Origin of the sequence: uncultured Cetobacterium sp. (assembly GCF_947072685.1) — a bacterium.
GTDB lineage: Bacteria > Fusobacteriota > Fusobacteriia > Fusobacteriales > Fusobacteriaceae > Cetobacterium_A.
The window spans coordinates 1-18,573 of the sequence record NZ_CAMTIK010000006.1 but is presented as its reverse complement, the minus strand read 5'-3'; the positions used below and the strand labels follow the sequence as shown (position 1 = coordinate 18,573).

Here is an 18,573-nt window from a genome sequence, read left to right as displayed (position 1 = left end):
ACTTTAAAAAAAAACAGGACATCGTCCCGTTTCTCTTATTTCTTTAATCCAAATCTCTTGTTGAATTGCTCTACTCTTCCAGCTGCATCTATAAACTTAGCTTTTCCAGTGTAGAATGGGTGACAGTTTGAACAAACAGCTATTTTAAGCTCGTTCCCTTTTGATAAAGTTGATCTTGTTTCAAACTTGTTTCCGCAAGTACAATCAACAGTTATTACTTTGTACTCAGGATGAATTCCTTTTTTCATTAATTTCACCTTCCCTAAAATCTTTCTATTTATCGTAAAGATTTTATCATAATTTTCCAACTTTTGCAACTATTTTTTCTGTTCTAGATTATTTTTTTTATTTTTTTGCAATTTTATGATAGAATAGTGTAAAACATTTCAAAGGAGTTTTATGGCTACAAAATACTATGCTTTTGTTATTGATAGGGAGAATACTCATGGAATAGTCTTAACATGGGATGAGTGTCAAATAAAAACAAAGGGGAAGGGTGCACGTTATAAATCTTTTAAAACTCACTTAGAGGCTTTAGAATGGATTAAGGCTGGTGGAATATATGAAGATAAAAAAGCTAAACATAGAGCTGCTAAAGATTTATTAGAGGATGAAATCTACTTTGATGCCGGTACTGGAAGAGGAATTGGTGTAGAGGTTAGGGTTACAAATAAAAATGGTGATTCTTTACTCGATATTCTTATGCCCGAAGATATGATTAATGAATTTGGAAATTATCTCGCTCCCAAAGGAAGTACAAATAATTATGGTGAGCTTATCGGAGTCTACTTAGCTATCGATATCGCTATAAAAAAAGGTAAATCTAAAATCTTTGGAGACAGCAAACTAGTTATAGATTATTGGTCAAAAGGTCTTTGTAATAAAACATCATTGAATGAAAAAACTATAAATCTTATACAAAAAACAAGTGAAAGAAGAGTTATATTTGAAAAATTAGGCGGAGAAATAAAACATGTTTCTGGAGATATCAATCCCGCAGATTTAGGATTTCATAAATAGTTTTAGGAGGTTTTCTTATGGAGTTTGAACTTTTTAGTAATCTACACATCTACTATCTTTTAGGTTATTCTTTAATTTTTGTACTTCTTTATTTTGGAGTAGCTTATAGTCCGTATCCACAAAAAGTTATAAAAATAATATCCATTTTCATTTTATTTGTTAAGTGTGGAGAACTTTTTATTAGATACAAACTTATAGGGGAAGCTTGGTACAATCTACTTCCTTTACATCTTTGTAACATAACACTAATCTTTGCTATTTTAGGCTCCATCTTTAATTTTAAACCATTTTTATACGCAACATTTTTTTGGTCTGTAGGAGCTTTATTCGCTTTACTGACACCTGAAGTTAGAGAAACTTTTCCACATTTTTTAAATATAAGTTTTTTTTCTACCCATATATATATAATTTTTATAGCTATTGTTCAGTATAAAATTTTCAAACTAAGACCTACTTTCGAGGCTTGGTTAGCATCATTTTTAGGAATCAATCTTATTATGGTCGGCGTTTTCTTTATAAATTCAGTACTTGGAACAAATTATTTATACATCAGTGAAAAACCAACGTTCCAATCGCCGCTAAATCATTTCGGAGAATGGCCTTACTACATAATTGTTGTTGAATTTGCATATATTTTACTGACCCTTTTACTTCTGTTTTTATTTAGAAAAAAAGACTATAAATTAAAATTAAACAGGTAGCGAATTAGCTACCTGTTCTACATTATTATTAAAATATCTTTCATTTCTTTTATTTTTATGAGTGTATCGTCACATATTTTAACTCTATACGTCACTCTTTCATTGAAATCTTTATTCAATAACTCATCACTTCCAGCTATCAGTAGCGATTCTACTTCTCCTATTTTTTCATATGAAAAATCTAAAAGACACTCTTTCCTTTCAACAAACTCTATAATTTCACCCTCTAATATTGCCAGTTTTGCAGTTTTAGCGTAGTTTCTGACAAGTCCTCCCGCGCCTAATTTTATCCCACCAAAATATCGAGTGGCAACAACCACAACATTATGCACGTCCATATAGGTCAAAATCTCTCCCATAGGCTTTCCTGCCGTGCCACTAGGTTCTCCGTCATCATCCGCTTTAAAATACTCCTGCCCACTATCTACGACTCTATAAACTGTACAGTTATGAGTTGCGTCAGGATGTAACTCTCTTATCGTTTTTATAAACTCCTCTGCTTCCATTTTTGTCGCTATCGGTTTTGCATAGCCTATAAACTTTGATTTTCTTTCTTCAAAATCTATTCTAACTTGATTTTTTATACTTTTCATCAATTTAACTCCTAATTATCATATCTACAAATCCTATCATTAAATTATATATAGGAGATATCATTTTAGATAATAATCCAAAATAGCTAAGACCTATTATTATTAAAATACCATACGTATCAAATGTGAATACTCTTATCCTATTTTCATCATTTAAAAATGAAGCAATAACCCTTGATCCATCTAATGGTGGTATCGGCAAAAGATTAAATGTTCCTAAAGCCATATTTATTATTATAAAATAAATAGACAGCGGTCCAAATGGAATTATCCCAAACCTTATTAAAAGTGCTCCTAAAAACATAAGCAAATAGTTGGTCGCAACTCCTGCTATCGATACAAGAAATTCTCCAACTCTCCCATTTTTTAATGCAAAATAATTAACTGGTACTGGTTTTGCCCATCCAATTACAAAATTTGATCCACTCAACAACATCACTATCGGTATCAACGCACCTATTGGATCTAAATGTTTTAATGGATTAAATGATAGTCTTCCATAATTTTTAGCTGTCTTATCCCCGCAAAAATAAGCCATATATCCATGTGCTAACTCATGTAAAACTAAAGAAAATAATAAAATTATAATTTTAAAAACTAACATCATACCTCACCTCAACAATAGATTATCACACTTATAATTCCAAAGTCAAATAAGGAATATCAGAAAGAACTGTAATTAACTTTATCAAAATAATATATACTATATTTACTATCGGTGCTCCTAAAAAACCTAAATAAAAATTTGATAAAAAAAGAGTTAAAAAACTAACGATAATAAAAACTGACCCTATTGGAACTATTATAAAATTCGTTATGAATGCTAAACAAGGAATAGTTTCAAAATATATATAGAATATTGGTGTCATACAAATCTGAATAGTTAATAGGAGTACTAATATATCTATAATTTTATTTATATATTTTGATTTAAAAACTCTAATTTTTTTAATTTTTGGATATACAATCACTATTGAAAATACGGCTATATATGACATCCAGAAAGATAAAGAATATATCCAAAGTGGAAATATCAAAAGAGAGATTACAAAAGCTATCATTAAGCTTTTTTTAGAATCGATTTTCTCATATAAAACATTTCCTAAAATATAGATTCCACCCATTATATACGCTCTCAGTATTGATGGTGTCAATCCCACCGCGACTATATATATTGTCAAAACTCCAAAAGCCAGTGAGAATCTTATTGGTTTTTCTAACTTTAGTTGGTTTAATATTAAAATTATTCCTGCTATTACCACACCAATATGTAGTCCGGATATCACCAATAGATGAGCTGTTCCTGTATATTTAAAAATTTCTTTTAAATCTTCTTGAAGTAAATCTCCTTCGCCCAAAATAACTGCTCTATAAAAATCTTCAAGTTCTATAGAGTAATCCTTTGTTATCTCTTTTACTTTTTTTATAAAATAATTTTTTATATAATCTTCTTTTTTTAAAACCTCTACAGGCAATATCTTATAGTCCTTTCCCCAACTATTAATTTTTATTTTTTCAACTTCACCAAATATCTCTACAAAACCATCATCTATTTTATTGGCAAGAAAATATAGTCTTTCTTTAGGAATTTTATCATCTATTTTTAGTATTTTCCCTTTCCCACCGTCTATTCTCCCATAAATTTTTACTAAATCCCCAATTTCAATATTGTTTTCAAATGTTTTTAAATTTAATTGAAAAAAGAAAATTGATACAACCAAAAAAAACATCCCATATATTCGAAGATTCTTCAAGGTTCACCCCTCTCTATTTATTCCTCATATTTAAAATAAAATATATATGAAATCACAAAAGATATTGCTGAAAATATTGCAGAAGAATATATTCCAAATTTTGTTACCTCTCCACTTCCACCCAAAACCAACATTAAGGGTAGGATTACAATGGAGACTAGAAACGCCATTTTTAGAAAGAATCCCTGTATTCCAAAGCAAACCCCCTCAATCCTATTTCCAATTCTTCTGCTTATTTTTTCGCTGATATCACTCATCATTGCAGGAGGAAATATGAAAGCTGCTCCAGATATTGGTATTCCTAATAATCCAAAAATAATAAATCCATATTTTACGGGAATAACTTTTCCTAAAAGAGACAATCCCAAAGTTAAAATAATTAACATTATTAAAGATGCTAACATTATTTTTCTATATCCATATTTTCTTGAAAGTCTATTTACTGGATAGAAAAATAACGCTGAAGCTCCAAACAGAAGAGCTGAAACTATCGTTATCGTTCCTTTCCCATATCCCATTATATCCTCTACATAATAGTTCATCATAGCTCTTAAAGAGTTAAATCCCACAAAGAAAAATAACATTCCTAACAAATAATTTCTAAAACTTTTATCCCGTATAATCTCTTTTAAAATATCCTTTATATTCCCCACCTCTTCAACAGGCCTTGAATATTTTTTTTCTGGAACTAAAAAAACAGTTACAAAAAGACCAATAGCCGATAGTCCACTCAAAAATATAACCATTCCTCGAACACCAATTAATACATCCCCATTTCCAAAATATTTTATGAGTATTCCTGGAAAAATCATAGCTATAGCACTATATAACAATCTAAAGACCGATTGCCAAGTTGAAAGGTCTAATCTCTCACTCGAGTTTTCTCCTATCTCTGGAATTAAAGCATTATATGGAGCTCCCACGATTGTATAAAAAACAAAAAATAAAGATCCCACCAATGCTAAGTACATAAAAGTTGCACTTTCACTTCCTTTTGGTGGATAAAAAAATGCTATAGTTGAAAGTGATAACGGAATTGCCCCAACCGCTATAAACGGAATTCTTCTTCCCCATCTACTGTTAAATTTATCAGATAGATACCCCACTACAGGGTCCGATACCATATCTACAACCCTTGATATCGCAAGAGCTAAAGATATTAAAACAGGCGCTAAAAAAGGTTTTAATCCAGAATTTTCTGGCGGTAAATAAAAGTATAATATCCACTGAGCAAAAATTTGATCAACTATCGCATAACTCACTCCTACTCCATAAAATATCTGTGTTTTCAATGGTATTCTGCTCACAAATCCTCCTTTATTAATTTTAGTAATATATCTTTGTTATTTAACTCTGGATTTTTCAGAACTTTTTTTAATCCAAACTCTAAATATTTTTTTATTTCCAATCCATCTGTTACGCCTAAACTTATAATATCTCCTCCCTTTATTTTTAAATCCTTCAGTTGAATCGGATCATTTTTCAAATAAATTTCATCAATTTTATTTTTTAAAAAACTTATATCATAGTCACACGATTTTATTTGTAGCATCTTTAATAAAGTTTCCTTTCCTACTACTTGCAACATTTTTTTTATATCATAATCTGTTTTTAGCATTTCAATCGAACTAAAATTTATAAGTATATCTTTTAAAATTTTTTCTCTTTTCCCATCAAGTTTTAAATTCCCTATATCCTCTTGATTATTTAAAAATAAAATAACTAATTTTAAAACGACATCTTCATTTTTATAATTTTTATCTAAAAATTTTAAACATTCTATTTTTTTTTCTATATTCTTACTTGCATTTGGCAAAATTTGTTCTAAAATTCCTAATAAATTTAGTAGCCCTATAGCTTCAGCTGACTTTTCACCCCTTAGCATTTTAAAAAGCTCTTCTTGAATTCTTTCAATAGAAACTCTTTTTATTGTTTCTCTCCTTTCGAAAATAGCTTTTTTACTTTCCAACAAAAGTTTTAAATTTTTTTCGCTAGCTATTCTGATTGCTCTTAAAATTCTTAAAGGATCCTCATCTATTCTTCTATTGGCATCTCCTACAAATCTCAATATTTTTTTTTCGATATCATATCTCCCTATTTCTGAAGAAAATATTAGCTTCTTTCCATCAAAAGCTATTGCATTTACAGTAAAGTCTCTTCTTTGTAAATCCTCTTCTATAGAATTTATAAACTTTATCTCCGTAATATTTCTTTGTTTAGTGAACTCAATATCTTTTCTCAATTTCGCTATTTCATAAGTATTTCCTCTAAAATATATTTGAATTATCCCAAAAGCTTTCCCTATCTCCTTTGGACAATAATCTTTAAATATTTCTTTTAATTTTTCATAATCCATATCTGTGCAAAAGTCACAATCTTTAGGTTTTATTCCCAAAAGAGTGTCTCGAATGTATCCGCCTACAACATATCCCTTTCCATTTGCATTTAAGATATGAAGAATTTTTTTCACATCTTTTGTCAGCGTTATTTCTTTCATTAGCACCCCTATTTAAATATCAGTGGAATTTTTTTATCTTCATAATTATTTATCATCGAATATATCTTGCTTGCAACTTCATTTAATTCTAGTAGTTTTAAATCTTCATCTCCCATCATTTTTTTTATATTTTTTAAAGAGGTTAAAACTATTAAATCTTCATCTTTTTTTATTTGCTTTAAATATTCTTGTCCATTTTTGTTAAACCCTAAAACTCTTATATATGGAACTCTGTTCTTTACCACCTCAGTATCTTTTTTAGTTATTCCTAAAAGTATATGTATAAGCATTCTTTGTGTTCTTCCAATAGTAAATCGTTTTGTTATTAATTCTTGGAAAAACTCTTTATAATATCTATTTTTCAAAGCTACCTCAAATAATTTATTGGAATATCCAATCTCTATATCCTGTATCTCAAATATTTTTTCTCTATCCAACAAAATCTTATGTCTAATCAATGGATAAAAATCCTCTAATTTAGCAATACTTCCATTTTCATAAGCATTTTTTAATAAATTATACGTTGCTTCTGGAACCACATCCTTATAATCTTCATTTTTTTCCAATCTTTTTCTTATTCCAGTAGCGCTTGAAATCCCCTCTACAGAATCCTCACTATAATATCCTGCTTTTTCTCTTTTTATAGCTACAGGTACAATTGAACTTTTCCAAAACTCAATAGCTTTTATATATTCTACACCCAATATATCATTTGAATTTAAAGTATTATTTATCCCCAAGATTTCAAGTGTTTTTGAATATGCGGTTGGATAAGATTGACCTTTTTTTAATTCTTTTCTCAAATTCTCTTGAAACTCTTCCTTTTCTTCCAATTTGCCTCTTTCTAAAAGTTTTTCTATATCTCCTGTCTCAGATCCAAAAACAATTTTTTTCACTTTTAATTTATCCAGTATTCCTACAGCACCTCTAGAAAATATTTCAGCACTTTGAGTCGAGTAAAAAATTGGTAATTCTACAACTATATCCACTCCATTTCTCAAAGCCATTTCAGCTCGTTCCCACCTATTTACAACAGCTGGCTCCCCCCTTTGAACAAAATCTCCACTCATAATAGCTATAACTACATCCCCTTCAGCTTTTGCTTTTTCATAGTGATATTTATGACCATTATGAAAAGGATTATACTCTACGACAACTCCTACCCCTTTTAACTTACTGTCCATAAAACACCTCATTTATTTATAATTTACTACATTATAAGATATTTAAATAATTTATCCGAGAAAAATTTACATTTTTTTAATTTTAGTTTATAATATGGATTATTAAAATCTTTATAGGCGGTGGTTACATGCTTTTAGCTGTAGATATTGGAAATACTCATATAGTTACTGGTCTACTTGATAAGGACGGTACAGTTTTACTTACTTTTAGAGTATCTTCAAATGAAAAATTAACAGAGGATGAATATTTTTCATATCTAAAAAACATATCTGATTTCAATGAAATTGAAATCAAAAATTTAAATGGAATTATTATATCCTCTGTTGTACCTAATCTTATTGGAATTTTCCAATTTTTAGGAAGAAAATATTTTGATATTGAACCCTTAGTTGTAGATTTAAATCTAAAAATGCCCTTCACTTTTTCTGAAGACTTACAAATCAATGGATTTGGAGCGGACAGAATAATTGATATATCTCAAGCTGTTATAGATTATCCTGACAGAAATTTGGTTATATTTGATTTGGGAACTGCTACAACTTACGAAGTTTTAAAAGATGGAGTCTATATAGGTGGTGGAATTCTTCCTGGTATCGAAATGTCTATCAACGCACTTTTCGGAAATACTGCTAAACTTCCTAAAGTTAAATTTAGCACTCCTGATACTGTTTTAGGAAAAAATACAGCTGAACAAATTCAAGCCGGTATTTTTTATGGATATGCCGGACAAATAAAAAATATTATACAGGAAATTAAAAAAATCGTTTCAAATCCATATATAATAGCCACTGGTGGTTTAGGGAAAATTTTATTTGCTCAAATTCAAGAGATAGATGAATACTGTCCAGAACTTAGTATAAAAGGATTATATACTCTTTATCAAATGAATAAATAACTTTTGAAGGATGTGTATTATGAAAAAAATAGTAACTCTTTTTATGATAGTGGTACACTCTTTGTTTGCTGAGGATATTTTAATAAGTGCAGCGGCTTCTTTAAGAGAGTTCTTAACTAAAAATATTTCAGAATATAAAAAACAATCCCCCAATACTAACATCGTAGTAAACTTAGGTGGATCTGGCACATTGAAAAATCAAATAGAACAAGGTGCTCCTGTAGACATTGTTTTTCTTGCTGACCGTGAGATGATGATTGATTTAAAAAAGAAGAAAATAATTTTAGATGAATATCCAATTTTAGAAAATAAAGTTGTTTTAATAAAAAATAGATATAATGAAAATCCTATCGCTCTTCTTGCAACTGGAGATCCTAAATATGTTCCAGCTGGTCGATATGCTGAGCAAGCCTTAGCAAAAGAACCTTTAGACATATCCTACTCTCTAATTTATCTTAAAGATGTTAGAAGTGTTTTAAATTATGTTGAATTAGGTGAAGTTGATTATGGAATAGTATATTTGAGCGATACAAAACTTTTAAAAAATTCTAAAATAATTAAAATTTTTGATACTTCAAGCCATTCACCAATAGAATATTCTATTGGTATTTTATCCAACTCCCCCAATAAAATTGAAAGTCTTAAGTTTTTGAACTTTCTAAATGGAAAGAATTGGAATGAATAGTGCTTTAAAACTCTCTCTTATAGTTATTTCTATTGCCATAGTTTTCAACTTTATTTTTAGTATTTTATTATATTTTTCTTCTGATACTAAAAATGGATTGTTCAAAAAAATTATTGAATTTTTTATTACTATCCCTATTTTTTTACCTCCATCTGTTATTGGATACATCCTGATTCTATCACTTGGTAGAAATAGTCCTATAGGAATATTTTTCAATAAATTTTTTAATTTTAGATTTTTATTTACTATACAAGGAGCTACCATCGCTGCTATTATCGTCTCTTTACCTATAATCTATCAGAGTATCAAGGTATCTTTTGATTCTATCGACAGAGCCTATATAGAAACGGCTGAATGCCTTGGTGTTTCCATGCCCAATATGCTCTTACATATCTATTTACCTCTCAGTTATTCGAAAGTTTTATCTGGTTTTGTTTTAGGTATCGGAAGAGCTTTTGGTGAATTTGGAGCTACTATTTTAATCGCTGGAAATATTCCTGGAAAAACTCAGACACTTCCTCTAGCTTTATATTCTGCTATTGAGTCTGGAGACTATATTTCAGCTAATAAAATCTTATTTATTCTATTAAGTTTTTCAGGAATATTTTTAGGACTATACATATTTTTTTCAAAAAAAGAGAGCTGAATCTATTGAATTCAGCTCCTATATATTACACAGTTGTTATTTCTTTTTCTTTTATTGCCAATAGTTGATCTATTGTTTTGATTGTTGTATCTGTTATCTTTTGAACTTCATCTTCAAATCTTTTTAAATCGTCTTCAGTTATCTCAGCGTCCTTCTCTAGCTTTCTCAAACTATTATTCATATCTTTTCTGATATTTCTAACAGCAACTTTTCCATTTTCAGCTTCTGACTTTGCAAACTTAACATACTCTTTTCTTCTATCTGCTGTTAATTCAGGAATCATAAGTCTGATTACTTTTCCATCATTATTTGGAGTTAATCCTAAATTAGATGTCATTATAGATTTTTCTATCATAGGGATTACTGATTTATCCCATGGATCAATTACTAGTAATCTAGCTTCAGGTGCTGATACTGATCCCAATTGATTTAAAGGCATTAATGATCCATATTGCTCGATTTTTATTCCATCTAACATAGATACACTTGCTCTTCCTGCTCTTATTGATGCAAATTTATGTTTTGTTGATTCAATAGCTTTAACCATTTTATCTTTACAATCATTCATTAAAATTTGTGCGCTCATTTTTTACCCTCCTAAAATATTTTATCCGTTAATTACTGTTGTCCCGATCTTTTCACCTAGAACAACTCTTTTTATATTACCCTCTGTCAGTGAATCGAATACAACAATTGGCAATCTGTTTTCTCTACATAAAGAGATTGCTGTTGCATCCATCACTTTTAAATCTTTATTTAAAACCTCTGTATATGTCACTTCAGAATATTTTTTTGCATCTGCAAACTTTACAGGATCTTTATCATATATTCCATCAACTTTTGTTGCTTTAATAACAACATCGGCATGAATCTCTATCGCTCTTAGAGCTGCTGCTGTATCTGTTGTAAAATAAGGATTTCCTGTACCTGCTCCAAAAATTACAACTCTTCCTTTTTCAAGGTGTCTTTGAGCTTTTCTTTTAATAAAAGGCTCAGCTATTTGAGGCATTTCAATAGCAGTTTGAACTCTTGTAGGTACTCCAAGTAACTCAATTGAGTTTTGAAGAGCCATTGCATTTATTACTGTTGCTAGCATTCCCATGTGATCTCCAGTTACTCTATCTATTCCTTGCTCAGTCCCAGACAAGCCTCTGAAAATGTTACCACCACCGATAACTACTCCCACTTCCACTCCTAGATCAACAATCTCTTTTATTTGCTTAGCGTATGAAGTTATTGTTTCTGAAGAAATCCCAAACTCTTGATCTCCCATTAAAGCTTCTCCACTTAATTTTAATAAAACTCTTTTGTAAATTGGCTTCATCTCAAAACTCTCCTCTTTTATTATTTTTCTTTAAAAAAAGGGGTGCTAAGTCGCACCCCTATATTTTTGTTGTATTACGCGTTAAGTTGAGCTGCAACTTCTGCTGCGAAATCTACTTCTTCTTTTTCGATTCCCTCTCCAACTTTATATCTAGCGAAAGAAACTACTTTAATATCTCCTGCGTATTGTGCAACTGTTTCTTTATTTTCAGCTTTAACAAAGATCTGGTCGATTAAACAGTTCTCTTCATAGAACTTGTTCATTTTTCCAACTAATATCTTTTCGATAATTTGAGCAGGTTTTCCTTCAGCTTCTAATTGCTTTCTAGAAATTTCTCTCTCTCTATCTAAATCATCAGTTGTTACTACTGATCTATCTACATATTTAGGATCCATTGCAGCTACGTGCATTGCGATATCCTTAGCTTTAACTACATTAGCTTCTGTAGCCTCTCCAGTCATCTCTATTATAACTCCTAATTTTCCACCTAAGTGATTGTAAGTAGCTACAAACCCTTCAGTTGTTACTTTTTCAAATCTTCTTAAAGACATATTTTCTCCGATTTTAGCGATTAAATCAGTTATTGTTGTTTCAACTGTTTTTCCGTTTAAATCAGCAGCTTTTAAATCCTCAAGAGTTTTGATTTCAGGTCTTAATGCGATTTCTACCATGTTTTGTCCTAAAGCTTTGAACTCGTCATTTTTAGCAACGAAGTCAGTTTCAGAGTTAAACTCTAATACTACCGCTACTTTATTATCAGCAGAAACACCGTCGAATATTAATCCTTCAGCAGCTGTTCTTCCTGATTTTTTAGCAGCTTTAGCGATTCCTTTCTCTCTTAATAAGTCAATCGCTTTTTCGATATCTCCGTTAGTTTCTCCTAATGCTTTTTTACAATCCATCATTCCAGCACCAGTTCTATCTCTTAGTTCTTTTACTAATTTTGCTGTGATCTCTGCCATTTTTGCCTCCTAATTTTTTAGAATTTCTTTATTTTCTATATGCCTATATAGTACAAGGAATTGAGGGCTAAGCACTCAATTCCATAATTTTAAGTATTAATTACTCAGCTGATCCTTCTTCGATAGCGATCTCATCTGATGCAACCGCAGCGTTTTCTTTACCTTGGTTTCCTTCGATTATAGCGTTAGCCATTACTGAAGATATTAATTTTACAGATCTGATAGCGTCATCGTTTGCAGGGATTGGGTAAGTTATTAAATCAGGATCTACGTTTGTATCGATCATAGCGAATACAGGGATTCCTAATTTAGCAGCTTCTACTACTGCAAGAGTTTCTTTCTTAACGTCTACTACGAATATAGCAGCTGGTACTTCTTTCATATCTTTAATTCCAGATAAGTTTTTAGAAAGTTTAGTTAACTCTTTTCTGAAGTTAGCAGCCTCTTTCTTTGTATAAGCTTTATCTAAAGTTCCGTCAGCTTCCATTCTCTCTAACTCTTTTAATCTCTCTACTCTAGTTTGGATAGTTTTGTAGTTTGTTAACATTCCACCTAACCATCTGTTGTTGATGTAGTACATTCCTGATCTCTCAGCTTGATCTTTTACAGCCTCTTGAGCTTGTTTCTTAGTTCCTACGAAAAGAACTTTTCCACCGTTAGATGCGATTTCTCTCATTACAGCATAAGCTTCCTCGATTTTCTTTAAAGACTTGTGTAAGTCGATTACGTGGATTCCGTTTCTCTCAGTGAAGATGTATCTAGACATCTTTGGATTCCATCTCTTAGCTTGGTGTCCAAAGTGAACTCCAGCTTCAAGTAATTGTTTCATAGTAATTACTGCCATTTTTTAATTCCTCCTATTTTTTGGTTTTTTCTTCCATTGATCTCAAAACTAAACATCCCCTAAGGGCACCTTGTTTAGAAATAATCAATGTGCATTTTATTAGCAAATTATTGTACCACTATTTTTCATTTTTGTCAATAAAAATATAGGCTGCATTCCTACCTGAGTCTTTTTTATCTCTTCTATATGAATGAAATCTTTTATCTTGAAAAGTACACAGATCATTTCTAATTATTTGTTCCTTCTTTATTCCCTTTTCAAGTAAAATATTGTAATTAAACTGTTGATTATCAAAAAATATTTTACCTTCTCTTTCTAAAAAAACATCTTTTAGTTGAGAATCTGTAAATTTAAATTTAAATTTTTCTAAAAACTCCACCCCTACCTCATAATTTATTTGAGATATTCCTATTCCAAATCCTATCAGTAGATTTTCAAGTTCACTTCTATATTCTGTTTGAAATTTTTCTACTGTTTTTAAAACTATCTTTTTATAACTCCCTAACCAACCAGAATGAACACAACCGAAAGCTCCACTCGCTAAATCTAAGAAATATATAGGCAAACAATCCGCATATCTCGTAAAAATTACGACATCATCCCTATCCGTTATAAAGCCATCGGTATCTTCCGTATAATTAACTGTATTTTTATCTATTGCCACTATATTTTCAGAATGTGTCTGATATCCTGTATATACTTGGTCCCCTTGCAACTTCAAAATGTTTATAGCTCTTTTTCTGTCAGCTTCTTCTTGAAAATTCCCCATTTCAGCTGTTGTATATATTGCTTTTATACCCTTTTTAGAAAACTCTTCTATCTCAAAATATAATCCTTTATCTACAAACATTTCAAAGACTCTTTAAATTCTAATGTCTTTTGAATTTTTTTTGATAAAAGTTTAAATGCCGCAAAATCTACACTTTGATCCCCGTCCGAAAAAGCACAATCTGGATTTTTATGTATCTCTAGCATAGCTCCATCTGCGCCCGCAAGTATACAACCAAGTGTCACTGGCTCAACTAAACTTCTTTTCCCTGTTCCATGACTTGCATCAATTATAATCGGTAGATGTGACTTTTCCTTTAAAAGTGCTATCCCGTTTATATCTACAGTGTTTCTTGTTGCAATTTCAAAAGTTCGAATCCCTCTTTCACATAAAATAACCTCTTTATTTCCAAATGCAACTATATACTCTGCTGCCATCAACAAATCTTTAATTGTAGCACTCATTCCTCGTTTTAATAGGACTGGTTTTCCTGATTTACCAAGCTCTTTTAACAAACTGAAATTTTGCATATTTCTAGCACCAACTTGAAATATGTCTGTGTATTCCCCAACTAGCTCAACTTCTCTAGTATCCATTATCTCTGTAATCATAACAAGGTCGTGGGTATCACATGCTTCTCTCATGTATTTAAGCCCTTCTTCACCCAGTCCTTGAAAATCATATGGTGAGGTTCTAGGTTTAAATGCTCCACCCCTTAAAAATTCTCCTCCATTTTCTTTTACAACTTTTGCAATCTCCATTATCATCTCTTTATTTTCTATAGAACATGGTCCGGCCATTACAACCATATCCGTTCCACCAATTTTTCTTCCTTTTACCTCTATAATTGTATCCTCATTTTTAAACTCTCTACTCACAAATTTAAAAGGTTTTGCAATTTTTTCTACTCTTTCTACAGCCGAATATTTCATCAATTCGTCTCTAAACAAAACATCACTTTTACCCATTATTCCAATCTTTTTTAATCCCTTGTCGACTACCTCTAAAATACCGTGGTCTGTATCTTTTATATATTGTTTTAATACATCAATCTCATTTTTTGTAGCGCCTTTTTTTATAACTACATACATTTTTATCACCTAAATTTTTTATTATATTATATCATATTTATACCAAAACAGTGCTTTTTAAATTCACATTTTAAACATTTTTTATCTGCCTGTCTCTTTTCAGAAAACTCTCTTTTTTTTATTTTATCTGTTATGAAGTCAAAATCTTCTAAGATTTGAACTTCATCTCCAACCGTGTAAGGAACTTCTATTTTTTTTCTATTTTTAACAAAATAAATCTGTCCACCCATAACGTTTTTATCTGTATTCATTTTTAGAAGATAACAATAAAGCTTTATTTGGTTGATATAGCTTTTTAAATTCTCCTCATCCAACTCATTTGACCCCGTTTTAAAATCAATTATCTTTATTCCATCTTCGTTCTCTATGATTAGATCGAGTTTTCCCTCTATTAAGTAGTCTTTTCTCAATACAAACAATTCTTTTTCTACATCTATAGCCTTCGAATATATATCGATAGCATTTTTAAAATAATCTTTAACTTGAAACAGTCCATTCTCCAATATATCCTCGTCTAAGAAAAATCCTTCACTTTTTTTTAAGCCCTCATAATTAAGATAGTAATCTATTTCTAACTCCTCTTCAGTGAGTAATATTTTATCTATAACTTTTTTATTAATATACTCCAAACTTTGGTGAACTAAAGTTCCGTAAAAATTCTCTGGAGATTTTATCTTTTGAAAATCATAGATTTTGTCAAGTCGATACTTGAAAGGGCACTCTTTATATTTTAAGAGATGTGATGTATAAGAAAACCTTTCCTTTAATTCTACACTATTTATACTCTCAATCTGGAGTTCTTTAAAATTTAAATCTCCAGAAAGAATATCTGGCAGTCTTTCATATATGCTCTTAAACGGTAGGGATGGGACCTGATACTTTCCTTTCGATGATTCTACACATGTTAAGATCAAGAGATTTTTAGCTCTTGAAAATGCGGTGTAATACAACCTCCAGAAATCAAAATCTTTTATTCTGTAATCCGGTTCAAAATCGTCAAAAGGCATGAACTCTCTTTCAATATTTTTTTCATTTTCCTTATCTATATCTGGTGAAGACTCTAGGGACCCCACAACCACGACTGGAAACTCTAGTCCTTTAGATTGGTGTATTGTTAAAAAAGAAACTGCTCCCTTCGGGGCAAATTCTTTTATATCTTCATATTCATCCACTCCACTATCTTTTAAATACTTTAAATGCATTGTAAAAAAATAATCTGTTATTTTTTGAACATTTCCTTCTGTCAAATCAGATACCATTGATAAAATATCAGCTTTTTCAATAATTTTAGATAGAATTCCTAAATTATACAATACTCTATTTTCTAAAACTCCTTCTTTTGAATTCTCCAAAACATTTTTAAATTCATCAAGACAAATAATTTTATAATAAAGATCTAAAAGTTTTCCAATTTTTTCATCAATTTTTTGATATTGTCTTTTTAAGTCCTCTAGACTATTTCTGTACTCTTCATTCATTTTTAACTTTTTTCCTAATTGATTTAAACAATCTCTATAGTAATCTGATATATCTAGTTTTATTTCTCTTTTAAATATTTTATTTTCATCTCTGAGCAACACATATAGAAATATCCCTATAACCTCCATAATCTCTTTCCTATTAAAAAAAAGATTGGACCTAGGAGAGTATACCCCTATGCCCTTATACTCCAAATAATGGGCTAACGAGACTATCCTTTTGTTTTTAACTGATCTAAATAAAAATGCCACTTGATTAAAATCTTGAATTTTTCCACTTCTTTTTAAAAATATTAAAAATTCAGCTATTCTTTCTTGCCATTTACCCTCAGAATTAGCAACAGACATTTTTACAACTCGAGTTCTATCAACATCCTTATTTTGTGGGACTCTTAACTCTTTAGAATGTCTAAAACCACCCCAATATAAACTATCAATCCACTCTTTACAAAATTTAACAATATCTTTTTCCGATCTATAGTTTATCTCTAATTTTATAACTTTGCATTCTTCACCAAACTTTGTTTCAAACTGTAAAATATTTTTTATTGTAGCTCCTCTAAATCTATAAATCCCCTGATCATCATCTCCTACAACACAAATATTTTTAGTTTTGCTTCCTATCAAAAATATTAATTTTTCTTGTATTGTATTTGTATCTTGATATTCATCAATCATTATATATTTTATTTTTTTTTGAAATTTTTTCAAAATTTCTGGATTATCTTTTAGTATCCTGTAGGCTTCATATTGAATCATAGAAAAATCAAGTCTATTTTCTTTTAAAAGAATATTTCTATATAACATATAGGCCTCACCTAAAAAACTTAAACTTTTTATCTCTGCTCCCTCTTCTGTGAATCTATTAAACCATTTTAAAAGATTCTCACTTTTTTTCCAGTTATTAAAATAACTTTTGTTCTTAAAAAACTTTTCAAATCCTTGAATCTCTTTAAATAACTTTAATTTTGAAAACATAAAAAATTTTTGATCCACACTCTCTAAAACTTTATAACCTTTTTTTAACTTTGAATATTCTATATTTTCATCTATTATTTTCAAACATATAGAATGAATCGTTCCTATATATACTGCCTCTAAATGAAAATCACTATTACTTAACCGATCAGTTATTCTTGTTGTAAGTTCTCTTGCTGCTCTTTCTGTAAAAGTACTCACCAGAATCTCTTCAGGAGAAATGTTTTTATCCTTTATCATATAAACCATTCTTTCCACTAAAGTTTTAGTTTTTCCTGATCCAGGACCTGCTATTATAAGTGTGGGGCCATATATATTCTCAACTGCTTCTTTTTGGCTTTTATTTAAATTCACAATAAACACCTACTTTTCTTTTAAGTATACAAAAAAAAAGCTAGAAAATCTAGCTTCTTTAAAAACCTTATGGTGCCTCTTACCGGAATTGAACCAGCGACCTCTACCTTACCATGGTATTGCTCTACCTACTGAGCTAAAAAGGCAAAAAATAAAGCTTAGGAATACCTAAGCTTTATAAAGTTCAATTAGTTTGCTGATATTGCTGATACTGGACAAACTCCCTCGCAAGCTCCACAGTCGATACAAGAATCAGATATTTCGTATTTCCCATTCTCATCTGCTGATATTGCTGATACTGGACAAACTCCCTCACAAGCTCCACATCCGATACAAATCTCTTTATCTATTATATGCATAACACTACCTCCAAGTTTTATTTTGTTTCTATTACTAATATATCGAATTCTATGGAAAAAGTCAAGATATTTTGCTTTAAAAAAATACATTTTTTTATAAAAGGTTTGATAATCAAACATTATAATTAACTTTGTAAACTATACTAAAATCCTCTTGGTTCGAATGGAAAATCCTGTTGTGGAACTTCTACAGCCTCTCTTTCAATTTCAACATTTGAACATCCACCGATTATTAAAACAAATAGAGATATTATAGTTATTAAAAAAATATTTTTCATATTGTTTCCCTCCTCTTATTTTTTATAAAATTAGATTTTTTATCCCTAAAATCCATATACTTTTATATATCTAAAAAATCTATATATCCTTTTTCTGACTAAAATTAATTTTACAAAAAATAAAAAAAAGATTGGCAACTTCCTATCCTCCCAGAGGGCT

General features: G+C 30.1%; 21 protein-coding genes and 1 tRNA gene. 5 read left to right on the top strand and 17 right to left on the bottom strand.

The features are described from left to right. Positions 1–35 precede the first annotated feature (35 nt). A complete protein-coding gene (rpmE, locus tag Q0V67_RS03190; RefSeq protein WP_297596983.1) occupies positions 36–248 on the bottom strand; it encodes a 50S ribosomal protein L31 in 213 nt (70 codons plus the stop codon). A 151-nt stretch (positions 249–399) separates the two neighbouring features. On the opposite strand from rpmE, the gene Q0V67_RS03185 reads away from it, so the two are divergent. Beyond that, the gene (locus Q0V67_RS03185) at positions 400–1,020 is read left to right on the top strand and encodes a ribonuclease H family protein (protein WP_297596982.1); all 621 of its coding nucleotides are present in this window, start codon (positions 400–402) and stop codon (positions 1,018–1,020) included. Positions 1,021–1,037: 17 nt separating this feature from the next. Then, positions 1,038–1,721, top strand: a complete 684-nt coding sequence (locus Q0V67_RS03180; protein WP_297596980.1) for a TIGR02206 family membrane protein — start codon at positions 1,038–1,040, stop codon at positions 1,719–1,721. Between the two features lie 17 nt (positions 1,722–1,738). Here the strand turns inward: Q0V67_RS03180 and Q0V67_RS03175 are convergent, their stop codons facing one another. The 6 genes from Q0V67_RS03175 to Q0V67_RS03150 are packed head-to-tail and all read right to left on the bottom strand — an operon-like array spanning position 1,739 to position 7,749. Then, positions 1,739–2,314 carry a YigZ family protein gene (locus tag Q0V67_RS03175; protein WP_297596978.1) on the bottom strand — a complete coding sequence of 192 codons (576 nt, stop codon included), beginning with the start codon at positions 2,312–2,314 and terminating at the stop codon, positions 1,739–1,741. Positions 2,315–2,318: 4 nt separating this feature from the next. Beyond that, positions 2,319–2,918 (bottom strand): site-2 protease family protein, encoded by a 600-nt coding sequence (locus Q0V67_RS03170; protein WP_297596976.1) that lies wholly within the window; start codon positions 2,916–2,918, stop codon positions 2,319–2,321. A gap of 31 nt (positions 2,919–2,949) precedes the next feature. Further along, entirely contained in the window at positions 2,950–4,068 is a 1,119-nt protein-coding gene (locus tag Q0V67_RS03165) for a ComEC/Rec2 family competence protein (protein ID WP_297596974.1), read from the bottom strand. Between the two features lie 17 nt (positions 4,069–4,085). Then, positions 4,086–5,375, bottom strand: coding sequence for an MFS transporter (locus Q0V67_RS03160; RefSeq protein ID WP_297596972.1), 1,290 nt, complete (start codon positions 5,373–5,375; stop codon positions 4,086–4,088). Continuing rightward, positions 5,372–6,565: a hypothetical protein gene (locus Q0V67_RS03155; RefSeq protein WP_297596970.1), complete on the bottom strand. Its 1,194-nt coding sequence runs from the start codon at positions 6,563–6,565 to the stop codon at positions 5,372–5,374. Before Q0V67_RS03155 ends, Q0V67_RS03160 begins: the two co-directional genes overlap by 4 nt. Positions 6,566–6,573: 8 nt before the next feature. Beyond that, positions 6,574–7,749, bottom strand: coding sequence for a nucleotidyltransferase (locus Q0V67_RS03150; RefSeq protein ID WP_297596968.1), 1,176 nt, complete (start codon positions 7,747–7,749; stop codon positions 6,574–6,576). Between the two features lie 128 nt (positions 7,750–7,877). Between Q0V67_RS03150 and Q0V67_RS03145 the strand changes: the two genes are divergently transcribed. The 3 genes from Q0V67_RS03145 to Q0V67_RS03135 are packed head-to-tail and all read left to right on the top strand — an operon-like array spanning position 7,878 to position 9,976. After that, a complete protein-coding gene (locus Q0V67_RS03145; protein WP_297596966.1) occupies positions 7,878–8,645 on the top strand; it encodes a type III pantothenate kinase in 768 nt (255 codons plus the stop codon). Between the two features lie 19 nt (positions 8,646–8,664). Beyond that, entirely contained in the window at positions 8,665–9,330 is a 666-nt protein-coding gene (gene modA, locus Q0V67_RS03140; RefSeq protein WP_297596965.1) for a molybdate ABC transporter substrate-binding protein, read from the top strand. Next, on the top strand, positions 9,323–9,976 hold the full coding sequence (locus tag Q0V67_RS03135; RefSeq protein ID WP_297596963.1) for a molybdenum ABC transporter permease: 654 nt from the start codon (positions 9,323–9,325) through the stop codon (positions 9,974–9,976). The genes modA and Q0V67_RS03135 overlap by 8 nt, the downstream gene beginning before the upstream one ends. A gap of 25 nt (positions 9,977–10,001) precedes the next feature. On the opposite strand, the gene frr is transcribed toward Q0V67_RS03135, so the two are convergent. The 10 genes from frr to Q0V67_RS03085 all read right to left on the bottom strand — a co-directional run bounded on the left by frr (position 10,002) and on the right by Q0V67_RS03085 (position 18,413). Continuing rightward, positions 10,002–10,562: a ribosome recycling factor gene (frr, locus tag Q0V67_RS03130; protein WP_297596961.1), complete on the bottom strand. Its 561-nt coding sequence runs from the start codon at positions 10,560–10,562 to the stop codon at positions 10,002–10,004. Between the two features lie 21 nt (positions 10,563–10,583). Beyond that, positions 10,584–11,300 carry a UMP kinase gene (pyrH, locus tag Q0V67_RS03125; RefSeq protein ID WP_297596959.1) on the bottom strand — a complete coding sequence of 239 codons (717 nt, stop codon included), beginning with the start codon at positions 11,298–11,300 and terminating at the stop codon, positions 10,584–10,586. A 74-nt stretch (positions 11,301–11,374) separates the two neighbouring features. After that, positions 11,375–12,262, bottom strand: coding sequence for a translation elongation factor Ts (gene tsf / locus Q0V67_RS03120; RefSeq protein ID WP_297596957.1), 888 nt, complete (start codon positions 12,260–12,262; stop codon positions 11,375–11,377). Positions 12,263–12,362: 100 nt separating this feature from the next. Continuing rightward, the gene (gene rpsB / locus Q0V67_RS03115; protein WP_297596955.1) at positions 12,363–13,106 is read right to left on the bottom strand and encodes a 30S ribosomal protein S2; all 744 of its coding nucleotides are present in this window, start codon (positions 13,104–13,106) and stop codon (positions 12,363–12,365) included. 118 nt (positions 13,107–13,224) lie between these two features. Beyond that, positions 13,225–13,956 carry a peptidoglycan editing factor PgeF gene (gene pgeF, locus Q0V67_RS03110; RefSeq protein ID WP_297596953.1) on the bottom strand — a complete coding sequence of 244 codons (732 nt, stop codon included), beginning with the start codon at positions 13,954–13,956 and terminating at the stop codon, positions 13,225–13,227. Next, the gene (gene aroF / locus Q0V67_RS03105) at positions 13,947–14,966 is read right to left on the bottom strand and encodes a 3-deoxy-7-phosphoheptulonate synthase (protein WP_297596951.1); all 1,020 of its coding nucleotides are present in this window, start codon (positions 14,964–14,966) and stop codon (positions 13,947–13,949) included. Before aroF ends, pgeF begins: the two co-directional genes overlap by 10 nt. A gap of 26 nt (positions 14,967–14,992) precedes the next feature. After that, positions 14,993–17,776, bottom strand: a complete 2,784-nt coding sequence (locus Q0V67_RS03100; RefSeq protein ID WP_297596949.1) for an ATP-dependent DNA helicase — start codon at positions 17,774–17,776, stop codon at positions 14,993–14,995. A 70-nt stretch (positions 17,777–17,846) separates the two neighbouring features. Then, positions 17,847–17,922, bottom strand: a tRNA-Thr gene (locus Q0V67_RS03095). A gap of 42 nt (positions 17,923–17,964) precedes the next feature. After that, positions 17,965–18,135, bottom strand: coding sequence for a 4Fe-4S binding protein (locus tag Q0V67_RS03090; RefSeq protein ID WP_297596947.1), 171 nt, complete (start codon positions 18,133–18,135; stop codon positions 17,965–17,967). A gap of 143 nt (positions 18,136–18,278) precedes the next feature. Next, the gene (locus tag Q0V67_RS03085) at positions 18,279–18,413 is read right to left on the bottom strand and encodes a hypothetical protein (RefSeq protein ID WP_297596945.1); all 135 of its coding nucleotides are present in this window, start codon (positions 18,411–18,413) and stop codon (positions 18,279–18,281) included. Positions 18,414–18,573 lie beyond the last annotated feature (160 nt).